Consider the following 11,223-nt stretch of genomic DNA (forward strand, 5'->3'; position numbering starts at 1 on the left):
TGTCCAGTCGTTTGGTGACCACGCCGATCAGGAACGCACCGGTGGCGCCGACGCCGCCTGCCTCGGTGGGCGTGAAGCGCGGTAGGAATGGCAGGCCGTAAAGCCCGCCAATGACAAAGACGTTCATGCCGACCGGCGGATGGATCAGGCCGAGTTCCACCGTCATCACGATGATCACGCCGAACCAGATCGGATCGAAGCCGAGATGGGAAATGACCGGAAAAATGATCGGCACCGTCAGAATGATCATCGCCATCGCGTCCATCAGGCAACCGAGCACCAGATACATTACCATGATGACGGCGAGGACGCCGTAACTGCCGAGCCCAAGACCGGTGAGAAATTCCGTGACCTTTTGCGGGGTCTGCGTCACCGTCAGGAAATATCCGAAAATCAGGGCGCCGATCAGCACCGTAAACACGGCCGCCGCGGTGCGGGTCGCCTGCAGCAGCGAGGCCAGGATCTTGTCCTTGTCCAGTCGTTTGGTGACCACGCCGATCAGGAACGCACCGGTGGCGCCGACGCCGCCTGCCTCGGTGGGCGTGAAGCGCGGTAGGAATGGCAGGCCGTAAAGCCCGCCAATGACAAAGACGGCCCGGCGAAACGCTCGCGCCATGTGGTCTGCGGACCGGTCGGCAGGAAGCCCGGCCGAAAATAGCCGATCAGCCCGATCGTGATCATATACATGGTCATTGCGAGCAGGCCGGGAATGATGCCGGCGATGAACAGTTTGCCGATGTCCTGCTCGGTGATGATGCCGTACACCGCCAATACGGTCGAGGGCGGCAGCATCGCCCCCAGCGTGCCGCCGGCCGCGATCACGCCGGTGGCGAAGGATTGCGGATAGCCGAAGCGGCGCATTTCCGGATAGGCCACCGCCGAAAAAGTCGCAGCCGTTGCCACCGACGATCCGCAGATCGCGGCAAAGCCGCCGCAGGCCGCGACCGTGGCGATCCCCAGGCCGCCGCGCAAATGTCCGACAAAGCCGTTGGCGGCACGGAACAGATCGCGGCTCATGCCGGAATTGCTGACGAACGTCCCCATCAGCAGGAACATCGGAATGACGCCGAAAGTATAGTCCGTCACCGTGCGCATCGAGGTCTGGCCGACCAGTTTCAAGGCCGGCGTGCCCCCGACCAGATAGCCGAAGCCCGAGACGCCGACGAGGCCCATCGCCATGCCGACCGGCACGCGCAGCAACATCAGCGCAAACAACGCGACGAATCCCAGAACAGCGACGGCGTCGGTGCTCATGCCGCTCTCACTCCGTGCCCGCGATTTTGGGGTCGTGCATTTCTTCGGGGTGAAAGATCAGGCGGTAGGTCCGGATCGCGATCAGAAGCACCGCGGAGACGTCGCCGGCCCATGCGACCGCGAAGAACGGCCAGGTCGGCAGGTGCATATCAAATGTCGTGACATTGTCGTTATAGGTGCCGCGCACCTTGTCGAACAAAGTCCAGGTCTGCACCGTCACCACGAACAGCAGCACCAGCGTCGCGAACACGTCGATCCAGCGCTGGTATCTCGGACCGACATTGCCCCAGATCAGATCAACCGTGATGTGGGTGCCGCGATAACTGGTGGCGGCGATGCCCCAGAAGATCAGGATGCCCAGCAGCAGACGCCCGATGTCGAACGAGTCCGGAATCGAATAGCTGAAAAGATTGCGCAGCAGGACCGCGATGAAAATATTGGCGGCGACAATGCCGACAAAGCCGGCCGCAATCCATTCGATCGTGTCGATGAAACGATCCATAGACACGCGCTTCATTTCCGCTCCACACGGCCGGGGGGTTGCAGGACGAAGGCACGGCGGCGGAAGGATTTGCCGCCGTGTCAATATGCAGGGGGTTGTTACTGCGTCAAGGCGTTGTATTTGGCCAGCGAAGCGCGCAGTTCAGTCAACGCCGCGTCCGGATCGGTCCCGGTCTTCTTGACGCTGTCGGCCCAGGTCTTGATCAGCGGTTCGGAGGCCTTCTTCCATAGCGCGGTCTGCTCCGGCGTCAGCTGGTAGACTTCCTGACCGGACTCGGCCTTTACCTTGTCGAGACCGGCGTCTTCGAACTTGCCCCATGGTTCGCCGACGCGGCCGGCGGCCTCTGTATTGCAGTTGTCGTCGATGGCCTTTTTCTGCCGGTCGGACATCTGGTCATACTTGTCCTGGTTCATCACGAAGGCGAATGTCGTGACGTAGAGCGGCGCGTCCATCTGATATTTCGTCACCTTGTCGATGCCGAACAGCACCAGTGATCCCCACGGGAAGGTGACGGCGTCGGCAACGCCGCGCTCGATGATGTCGCGAACTTCCGGCGCCGAGGACTGGACGTTGGTGCCGCCGAGCAGCGTCACGAAATTCGCAATGGTGGCGTCGGCGGGACGGATCTTCATGCCCTTGACGTCATCCGGGACCAGGATCTTCTTGCTGCGCGAGTGGAACGATGACGGCGCATGGATGAAGGCCAGGCAGAACTTGACGTCCTTCATCTCTTTCCCGGCGTATTTGCGGTACCAGGCGTCGAGCCCCATCGAGCCGCCCTTGGCGTCCGACATCAGGAAGGGAAGTTCGCCGGCGCCGATGATCGGGAAACGGCCGGGCTGATAGCCCGGATTGATGTAGGTGACATCGGCGATACCATCGCGCGCCATGTCATAATGGTCGAAGGCCTTGCCGAGTTGCTGCGCGGGGTAGACCTTGTACTTGATCGTTCCGCCGGATTCCTTCTCGACTGCTGCGCCCCAATCCTCCAGCGCCTTTTGCAACGGATGCGAGGCCGGCACCCAGTGCGACAGTTTCAGCTCAAAAGTCTTCTCCTGCCCGAACGCAGGCGTCACGCTGGCCGCCAACAGCAGCGCCAAGAGCGTTTTCCTCATCGACATCGTCTCCCTCGTGGCATCAGGGCTTAAAACCCTTTTGTGGATATTGTTATATGATATAATCATCATTGCAAGCCGGCGCAGCACCGTCCGCGATGTCAACGTTTAAAGGCTATAACGGCCAAGGGAGCAAGTATTGCGGACAAAAGTAGCCATCATTGGCGCGGGGCCGGCGGGATTGCTGCTGGGACAATTGCTGCACGCTGACGGCATCGACAACATTATCCTGGAACGCCAGACCCCGGACTATGTGCTCGGCCGCATCCGCGCCGGCCTGCTCGAGGAAGGAACAGTGGCGCTGCTGGACAAGCTCGGCGCCGGCGCGCGCGCGCACCAAGAGGGCCTGGTCCATAACGGCATCGAGCTTGCCTTTGGTGGCGCGCGTCATCGCATCGACATGAAGGCCGCCACCGGCAAGACCGTGATGATCTACGGCCAGACCGAAGTGACGCTCGACTTGATGAATGCGCGTCGCGCGGCCGGCCTGACCACGGTCTATGAAGCCAGTGGCGTCAAGCCGCATGATTTCGACACCGATCATCCCAGTGTGTCCTACGACAAGGATGGCGTCAGCCACGAGATCGAATGCGACTTCATCGCCGGCTGCGATGGATTCCACGGCGTCAGCCGCGCCAGCGTGAAGCCTTCGGCGATCGAGACCTTTGAGCGGGTCTATCCGTTCGGCTGGCTCGGGATCCTGTCGGAGACGCCGCCCGTCAGCCACGAACTGATCTACTCCAACCATGCCAGGGGATTTGCGCTTTGCACCATGCGCTCGACCCATCGCAGCCGCTACTACGTGCAATGCCCGCTCGACGATCACATCGATCAATGGCCGGATGAGCGGTTCTGGGACGAGTTGAAGCGGCGGGTGGATCAGGAGGCGGCGGACCATCTGGTCACCGGGCCTTCGATCGAAAAGAGCATCGCGCCCTTACGCAGTTTCGTCGCCGAGCCGATGCGGTTCGGGCGCATGTTCCTGGCCGGCGACGCCGCCCACATCGTGCCGCCGACCGGCGCCAAGGGGCTCAACCTCGCCGCCAGCGACGTGTATTACCTGTCGGGGGCGTTGCGCGAATATTACGAGGAGAAATCCTCCACCGGGATCGACGGCTATTCGCAAAAAGCGCTGGCGCGGGTCTGGAAGGCGGTTCGCTTCTCGTGGTGGATGACCTCGATACTGCACCGGTTTCCCGACACCGAAGGCTTCGGGGCAAAAATCCAGCTGGCCGAGCTGGATTACCTCGTCAGCTCGAAAGCCGCGGCGACGTCACTGTCGGAGAATTACGTCGGCCTGCCGTATTAGGATGTCGCAAGCTGAGCTTACGTATTGGTGGCCGTCATCACCCGCCACCGGGTCGCGCCTACGGCGCGCCCGATGACAGGCTCCAGCGGGGCATCCAGTATTCAAGAATGTTGCGATAGAAGCGAGAGGCTGCGGCGTACTGGATACCCCGCTTTCGCGGGGTATGACGGCCTGTGAGATGTCGCCACATCTCGTTTCAATCAGTCGCTGAAATCTCGTTTTAAACTTTGTAGGCGGTGCAATTCGCGCCGGGATCGCGTTCAGTGGCGAACTGTATTGCCAACGCGCGAGTACTCTACATGACGGCTCCGGAGATCCCCGAAGGTTTCGAACGGCAAACCCGGCCCAGTCCGCTGACCGATCCGTGGGAGCCGATCTACTCCAAGCAGACACCTGATGCGATCATTCTGGGCCTTCGTCTCGCCAAGCCGCACACCAATGCGCGTGGCTTCGCCCATGGCGGGTTGATCGCCGCACTGACCGACAAGGCGATGGGACATAGCTGCGGCCACAAGATGCGCGGCGCCATTTCGCTGGTGACCGTCAGCATGTCGATCGATTTCATCAGCAGCGCCCAGATCGGGCAGTGGCTCACGGTCGAAACCGACGTGATCAAGACCGGCAGCACACTTTGCTTCGCGCAATGTCTGGTTACCGCCGACGGCGTCGCCATCGCACGCGCCAACGGCACGTTCCGGGTGGTGAAGAAGAAGGAGTAGCAGGCGCCATGCCCCGATGCGCCGGTTGGTGCATGTGAGCGCGCATCATCCCCTCCGTCGTCATGCCCCGCCACCGGGTCTCGCCTTTGGCGAGCCCGATGACAGGCTCCAGCGGGGCATCCAGTATTCCGCGGCATTTGTGAGAATCGAGATGCCAGCGTTTACTGGATCACCCGCTTTCGCGGGTGATGACAGTGATTTGTGGAACGCGCATCGGGGACCGCCTCAACGCCCGCCGAAATGCCAGTCGCTGGTCTCGGTGACGAGATCGATGAAGGTGCGCACCTTCGCCGACAATAGCCGCGAGGTCGGGTAGACGATGTGGATCGGCAGCGGCGGCTGCTCGAATTTCGCCAGCACGATTTTCAGCCGGCCGGCCTTGATCGCCGCCGCCGCCTGATAGGCCAGCACCCGCGTCAGGCCGCCGCCCCGCTCGGCATACTGGATCGCGGCGTCGGCGCTGTTGGTGGTAAAGCGCGGCGTGGGCGTGAAGCGAATCTCGCTGCCGTCCCGGACAAAATGCCAGTCCGGCGACGCCGTCGTGGCGCCGAACTGAATCGTCTGGTGCGACGCGATGGCCTCCGGCGTATCAGGCTCGCCGCGCCGCCGAAGATAGCCCGGGGAGGCGACCACGATCCGCCGCATCTCGCCGACATGGCGTGCCACCAGGCTGGAATCGGCGAGGTGGCCGATACGAACCGCGAGATCGACGCCCTCCTCCACCAGATTGACCATGCGATCCGATAGCCGCAGATCGCAGGACACTTCGGGATGGCGTTTCAGATATTCCGACATCATCGGACTGACATGGAGCCGCCCGAATCCGATCGGCGCCGAGACCACCAGCCGTCCGCTCGGCCGCGTTCGCTCATCCCGCGCCGAACCTTCGGCTTCCTCGACATCGGCGAGAATGCGGCGCGCACGCTCCAGATAGCGCGAGCCGACATCGGTCAGCGTCACCGACCGCGTGGTCCGCTGCAGCAACCGCGCGCCAAGACGATCCTCCAGCGCCGCAATCAGCCGCGTCACCCCTGACGGCGACAGTCCGAGTTTGCGCGCCGCCGGCGCGAACCCCCGGAGGTCGGCGACTGCGACAAAGGCCTGCATGGCGTCGATGCGATCCATGGCATTATTTCATATATTGCAATGATGAAGTGTCAATCCTTAGGATTGTTCAAATTCCTGAAGAGCACACTTTAGCGGGGACGGCAACGCCTGCTTTCGGGACTTCCAGGAGACACGCCAATGTCAGACCTTCGCAGCTATTCCAGCGACGTCGCATTCACCCCGGCGGTGAAGGAAATCCAGACCCGCAAGGGGTCGCGCGACGCCTATGCACATGTCGAACAACGTGGTGGCTGGCGCACCGAGGTCGATGAGAACCTGGCGGCGTTGCTGGCGCAGACCAACAGCCTCTATTTCTCAACCGCCAGCGCCGACGGTCAGCCCTATATCCAGCATCGCGGCGGCCCCAGGGGATTTGTCAAAATCCTCGACAACACCACGCTCGCCTTCGCCGATTACAGCGGCAACCGGCAGTACATCACGCAAGGCAATCTGGCGGAAAATCCGAAGGCCCATATCTTCGTGATGGATTACGCCCATCGCCGCCGGGTGAAAATCTGGGGCGAGGCCCGCGTGATCGACGACGATCCGGCGCTCCTGACATCCTTGATGCCGCAGGGCTACAAGGCGCGGCCCGAACAGGTGATCCTGTTCAAGATTTCTGCGTGGGACACCAATTGCCCGCAACACATCCCGCAGAAGTTCGACGCCGCAGACGTCGCGGCGGCGCTGGCGACCCGCGATGCGCGGATCGCGGAACTGGAAGCGGAACTCGCCACCTTGAAGGGCGAGACCGCCCCGGCGCATTAGAGCCTGATCGGTTCTGATTCAGGCGGCCTCTCGCAGCGGTATCCAGGCGAAGTCCGGGTAATATTGCAGCATCATTCGATCGACATAAGCGGTGAGATTGCGGAATTTTTCGGTTTCCTCGCGCAAGGTCGAAACGAAGAACGGCGTCAGAATGCCGGACAGCGCCCCGAATGCAGTGGCGTCGGTGCCGCAGGGCGTGTCGCCCATCAAATACGGCTTGTCCCCGAGTTGAACCGACAGCGCAAACAGTGAACGCAGGGCAAGATCGATGCCCTCCTCCGGCGCGTGGCGGCCGAGACCGCTGATGAGATAGTTCTCGGCGACCCGGAATTGCGCGTCCTCACGCAGCTTCTCGCGCAGATGCTCCGGCGCCGCATCGAAGAAGTGGGCGGGACCTTTTGCGAAATTTTCGGGGTCAACCCAGCGCGCGCCGACCAACGCCCAATAGACGTGATGTTCGATCATGCGTTCGAACGCCCAGGCCTGCGCGCGCTGCTGCAGATTGAGCGGAGCGTCGAAATCGAAACCGTATTTGCCTTCGATATGCGCGCGAATGAAGGTGGAATCGGCGATGCGCTCCGCGTCGTCGACGATGTAGGGCAGTTGCCCCTTGGGAGAGGCCGGAGGCACGGCCTTTTCCTTGCGATAGGTCAGACCGGCCATCTTCAGCTGGACCTCGGTCTTGGTCACAAAAGGGCTCTTTTCCGGCAAGCCGAAGCCCTGGCCAAAGCCATACAGAATGATCACGACAGCGCTCCCGATTTCTTGAGCAGGCGTTTCAGGCTAGCCATCCCCTGCTGCCACCGTGGTGTCAGCAGCGGCAATATCGCCGTCCAGAAGTCGAGGCCGTAGAGAATGATCATGGACAAAATCCTCTTGGTTGGAGTGTTGTCCCGGTATACTTGCCAGCTGCTGCCAACATGCTGTCAGCAGTGGCGAGGCCGTACCCTGAAAAGCGAAGCTCCGAGAGAAACCTCATGAGACGTGCCGACCGGCTGTTCCAGATCATTCAGGTGCTCCGGCGTACCCGGAGCCCCCTGACGGCGGACGCGATCGCCGCCGAGCTCGAGACCTCGAAGCGGACGATCTACCGCGACATCGCCACCCTGATCGGGCAGCGCGTGCCGATCCGCGGTGAGGCCGGCATGGGTTACATTCTGGAGAAGGGATTCGACCTGCCGCCGCTGATGCTCACCCCCGATGAGATCGAGGCGGCCGTGCTCGGCGCGCAATGGGTGGTGGGACATGCCGATGCCGTACTGGCCAGAGCCGCCGCAGACCTGATGGCGAAGATCGCCGACACCGTTCCCGAACGGCTAAGGCCGTTTGTGCTCGAACCCGCCAGCCGCGCCCGTCCGGGCTGGCACCGGGAGCCCGACCGCATCGACATGTCGCGGACGCGGGCGCAGATTCACGAGGGCAAGAAAATCGCGCTGCGCTATCGCGACGAACATGGCCGCGACAGTGAACGCACGATCTGGCCGATCGCCATCGGCTATCACGAAGCCGTGCGGCTGCTGGCGGCATGGTGCGAGCTGCGCAAGGATTTTCGCAGCTTTCGGACCGACCGCGTGGTCGATGCCGTGCATCTCGACGAAAAATACCCGGAACGGCGCGACCTGCTCAAGGCGAGGTGGCGAAGGAGCCTGGTCTGGGAAGCTCCAAGCGATAGCTGATATCGGGCCGGTGCGCTTCGCCGCCGTCTTAAAGAGAAAACCGGTTTCCACTTTGCCGGATCATGCTCTAAACCGTGAACATGAAGCCAAGCGATCCCGCGATTGATGCCGAAAGCCCCTGCCAGGCCTGCGGCGCCTGCTGTTCGTATTCCGCGAACTGGCCCCGCTTCACCACCGAGGACGATGCGGCGCTGGATTTGATTCCGGAAAAATTCGTCAATGAAAGACTATCGGGCATGCGCTGCGACGGCGAGAGATGCTCGGCCCTGTCGGGCAAGGTCGGCGAGGCGACGTCGTGCGTGATTTACGCGGTGCGGCCTGAAGTCTGCCGAACCTGCATGCCCGGCGATGCCGAATGCGCGATGGCACGAAAACGGCACGGCCTGCCGGCGTTGGCGTAATTTCATTTCCGTCGTCCCGGCGAACGCCGGGACCCATACCGCGTGATCTATCGATAAGGCAGCGTGATCGCCACCTTCTTATAACATTTGGCTTCAGGGATTATGGGCCCCGGCATTCGCCGGGGCGACGGGGAGCTACGCCGTCACGGCTTCGGCGAATTCTTCGTCAAGTTCATCGTCAACCGGCGAGAACGTGCTGAGCGGCTTGGTCGAGAGCGTGATCGGCTTGCGGTGGCCGTAGGACGACGACGGCGTCAGCCGCGTTGCCGGGGCTTCGCGCGACAGCGCATAAAGGGTGGAACCGACGCGGCCGCCCAACTGGATCAGTTCGCGCTCGCTGCAGCTTGCGGCGATCGACAATGCCAGCGAGTGCAGATGGCTTCTGCGATAGCAAAACAGCGCCAGCATGGCCCGGACATCGGAGGTGACGCTCTCCACCAATTGGGGCAGGCCGTTTTCGTTGGCGCGGTACATCTCACCGAGCAATTCATCTCGGATTGGGCAAAAATCGTTCTCGAAGGCTTCGCGGCTTGAAAACATTTTGAAATATCTCCCAATGCGGAAGATGCAGTGCAATTCTCTAACGAAAGGTTAACCACGGCACCCGGTAGTCGTACGGGGAGCTTGAACGGAACCGCCGGCTGGGACAGGGCGCGGCCCTGATTCGCTGACCCTACAGCGCGTTGGCCTTGATCCAGCCGGCCACCGCCCGGCCGATCGCCGGTCCGGAATCTTCCTGAATGAAATGGGAGCCGGGAACCGTCACTTCGGTCTGGTTTTTCCAGCTTCGGCAGAAATCCCGCGGCGCACCAATCAGAATGGCCCCGGGCTCGGCATTGACGAACAGTTTTGGAATGTCGTTCTCGGCCATCCATTGCGAATAGGCGGCGGCGATCTGCGCCACATCGGCCGGCTCGCCTGCGATCGGAATCTGCCGCGGCCAGGTCAGTGTCGGCCAGCGGTCCAAAGCCTGCAAAAACGGCCGCCGATATTCCGTCATCTCGGCCTCGGTCAGTTTCCGCAACACCGACCCCGGCAATACCCGCTCGATGAACATGTTGCGGTCGAGAATCATCGCCTCACCCTTGTCGGAGCGAAAGCCCTGGAAGATAGGCGTCGCGGCTGCGCTCCATTCGTCCCATGAGGCAATCGGCCGCACGATCCCCTCCATATAGGCAATGCCGCGGATCCGGTTGCGGTGACGGTTGGCCCAGTCGAAGCCGAGCGCCGAACCCCAGTCGTGCACCACCAGCACCAGGGATTCCGCCGGGCCGATCACCGCATCGATGAAGGCCCCGAGATAGTCGCGGTGGGTCGCGAAGCGATAGCTGTCCGGACCGGGATTTGGCAGCTTGGCGGAATCGCCCATGCCGATCAGATCCGGCGCGATCAGCCGGCCAAGTCCGCCGAGTTCGGAAATGACGTCGCGCCAGAGATAGGACGAGGTCGGATTGCCGTGCAGAAACAACACCGGCGCCCCCTCGCCGCGCTCGTGGTAAGCCATGTGGGTGCCGAGCACATCGACGGTCTTTTTTGTGAGCGGGGCTTCTGTCATGGATTCTTCTTGGGTTCTCTCGATGGATCGGAGCGACCCTGTGAGCATGCCGCGCAGCCGGATTTAACGCAAACTAGCATCGCGCTCGTTCTGTCGGCGAGCGGCGGTCAATGGTCTCCCCCAATGTCTCCTCCATTCACGATTTCCGACCTGCGACAGCGCCCGGCGTTTTTCGATACGGTGGCCGATCGAATCTGGCGGGCGTGGTGGAAGCCGGACAATTATCCACTCGGCCATATTACCGGTCTGCTGCGGGAAAACATCGCCGACACGCCGATTCCGCTGGCGCTGGTAGCCCATGATGGCGAGGAATTTCTTGGCACCGCCTCGGTGATCGCGTCCGATCTCAAGGAGCGGCCGCAATTGACGCCGTGGATCGCAGCGGTGTGGGTCGAGCCGCGGGCGCGCCAGCGCGGCGTCGGCAGCGCGCTGGTCAACCGTGCAACACAGGATTGCTTCGCATTGGGATTTAGCCGCGCCTATCTATGTGCGCGGCCACAGCGGTCGGCTCTTTATGAAAGACTGGGCTGGATTCCGATCGAACGGGACCTCGGGCCACATCAACTGATCGTCTTTATCCGGGATGCCAATCCGGCCGGCGGCGGGATCAACCGTTCGCCGCCATGAAAATCGACAGGCCGAAGCCGGTCAAATGATGCAGCGCCTGATCCACCCCGATCAGCGTCCAGAACCATGGATGCCCGGACTCCAGCGTCACGCCGAGGTTCGAGGCGCACAATCCCTTGGCGCGGTCGACCGTGATGTGAATGGCGAAATCGATCAGGGCGACAAACCAGAACCGCGGCGCGACGACAAG

General features: G+C 62.0%; 12 protein-coding genes and 2 pseudogenes. 6 read left to right on the forward strand and 8 right to left on the reverse strand.

Annotated elements, in window-relative coordinates; all coding sequences use genetic code 11:
• Nucleotides 1–109: 109 nt before the first annotated feature.
• The 3 genes and pseudogenes from ABR948_RS23180 to ABR948_RS23190 form a co-directional block, all read right to left on the reverse strand.
• A pseudogene (locus ABR948_RS23180) lies at nucleotides 110–1,254 on the reverse strand (TRAP transporter large permease); the annotation flags it as partial.
• A 7-nt stretch (nucleotides 1,255–1,261) separates the two neighbouring features.
• The gene (locus tag ABR948_RS23185) at nucleotides 1,262–1,771 is read right to left on the reverse strand and encodes a TRAP transporter small permease (protein WP_428122543.1); all 510 of its coding nucleotides are present in this window, start codon (nucleotides 1,769–1,771) and stop codon (nucleotides 1,262–1,264) included.
• An 83-nt stretch (nucleotides 1,772–1,854) separates the two neighbouring features.
• The gene (locus ABR948_RS23190; RefSeq protein WP_428122545.1) at nucleotides 1,855–2,871 is read right to left on the reverse strand and encodes a TRAP transporter substrate-binding protein; all 1,017 of its coding nucleotides are present in this window, start codon (nucleotides 2,869–2,871) and stop codon (nucleotides 1,855–1,857) included.
• Nucleotides 2,872–3,010: 139 nt separating this feature from the next.
• On the opposite strand from ABR948_RS23190, the gene pobA reads away from it, so the two are divergent.
• Together pobA and ABR948_RS23200 are read left to right on the forward strand one after the other, a co-directional pair.
• Entirely contained in the window at nucleotides 3,011–4,180 is a 1,170-nt protein-coding gene (gene pobA / locus ABR948_RS23195) for a 4-hydroxybenzoate 3-monooxygenase (RefSeq protein WP_428122547.1), read from the forward strand.
• 299 nt (nucleotides 4,181–4,479) lie between these two features.
• The gene (locus ABR948_RS23200) at nucleotides 4,480–4,899 is read left to right on the forward strand and encodes a PaaI family thioesterase (protein ID WP_428122565.1); all 420 of its coding nucleotides are present in this window, start codon (nucleotides 4,480–4,482) and stop codon (nucleotides 4,897–4,899) included.
• 225 nt (nucleotides 4,900–5,124) lie between these two features.
• Here the strand turns inward: ABR948_RS23200 and ABR948_RS23205 are convergent, their stop codons facing one another.
• Nucleotides 5,125–6,024 (reverse strand): LysR family transcriptional regulator, encoded by a 900-nt coding sequence (locus tag ABR948_RS23205; protein WP_428122549.1) that lies wholly within the window; start codon nucleotides 6,022–6,024, stop codon nucleotides 5,125–5,127.
• Nucleotides 6,025–6,144: 120 nt separating this feature from the next.
• On the opposite strand from ABR948_RS23205, the gene ABR948_RS23210 reads away from it, so the two are divergent.
• Complete coding sequence (locus ABR948_RS23210) at nucleotides 6,145–6,774, forward strand: pyridoxamine 5'-phosphate oxidase family protein (RefSeq protein ID WP_428122552.1); 630 nt, start codon at nucleotides 6,145–6,147, stop codon at nucleotides 6,772–6,774.
• A gap of 18 nt (nucleotides 6,775–6,792) precedes the next feature.
• On the opposite strand, the gene ABR948_RS23215 is transcribed toward ABR948_RS23210, so the two are convergent.
• On the reverse strand, nucleotides 6,793–7,521 hold the full coding sequence (locus ABR948_RS23215) for a glutathione S-transferase family protein (RefSeq protein ID WP_428122553.1): 729 nt from the start codon (nucleotides 7,519–7,521) through the stop codon (nucleotides 6,793–6,795).
• A 230-nt stretch (nucleotides 7,522–7,751) separates the two neighbouring features.
• Between ABR948_RS23215 and ABR948_RS23220 the strand changes: the two genes are divergently transcribed.
• Nucleotides 7,752–8,450, forward strand: coding sequence for a helix-turn-helix transcriptional regulator (locus tag ABR948_RS23220; RefSeq protein ID WP_428122555.1), 699 nt, complete (start codon nucleotides 7,752–7,754; stop codon nucleotides 8,448–8,450).
• Nucleotides 8,451–8,530: 80 nt separating this feature from the next.
• Nucleotides 8,531–8,851 carry a YkgJ family cysteine cluster protein gene (locus tag ABR948_RS23225; protein WP_428122566.1) on the forward strand — a complete coding sequence of 107 codons (321 nt, stop codon included), beginning with the start codon at nucleotides 8,531–8,533 and terminating at the stop codon, nucleotides 8,849–8,851.
• A gap of 135 nt (nucleotides 8,852–8,986) precedes the next feature.
• On the opposite strand, the gene ABR948_RS23230 is transcribed toward ABR948_RS23225, so the two are convergent.
• Nucleotides 8,987–9,391, reverse strand: coding sequence for a hypothetical protein (locus ABR948_RS23230; protein ID WP_428122557.1), 405 nt, complete (start codon nucleotides 9,389–9,391; stop codon nucleotides 8,987–8,989).
• Between the two features lie 133 nt (nucleotides 9,392–9,524).
• The gene (locus tag ABR948_RS23235) at nucleotides 9,525–10,406 is read right to left on the reverse strand and encodes a haloalkane dehalogenase (protein ID WP_428122560.1); all 882 of its coding nucleotides are present in this window, start codon (nucleotides 10,404–10,406) and stop codon (nucleotides 9,525–9,527) included.
• Nucleotides 10,407–10,529: 123 nt separating this feature from the next.
• On the opposite strand from ABR948_RS23235, the gene ABR948_RS23240 reads away from it, so the two are divergent.
• Complete coding sequence (locus tag ABR948_RS23240) at nucleotides 10,530–11,033, forward strand: GNAT family N-acetyltransferase (RefSeq protein ID WP_428122563.1); 504 nt, start codon at nucleotides 10,530–10,532, stop codon at nucleotides 11,031–11,033.
• On the opposite strand, the pseudogene ABR948_RS23245 reads toward ABR948_RS23240, so the two are convergent.
• A pseudogene (locus tag ABR948_RS23245) lies at nucleotides 11,014–11,223 on the reverse strand (DUF3307 domain-containing protein); the annotation flags it as partial. The gene ABR948_RS23240 and the pseudogene ABR948_RS23245 sit on opposite strands and share 20 nt — an antisense overlap.

The sequence above is a fragment of the Bradyrhizobium sp. genome, from assembly GCF_050014615.1.
Classification (GTDB): Bacteria; Pseudomonadota; Alphaproteobacteria; order Rhizobiales; family Xanthobacteraceae; genus Bradyrhizobium.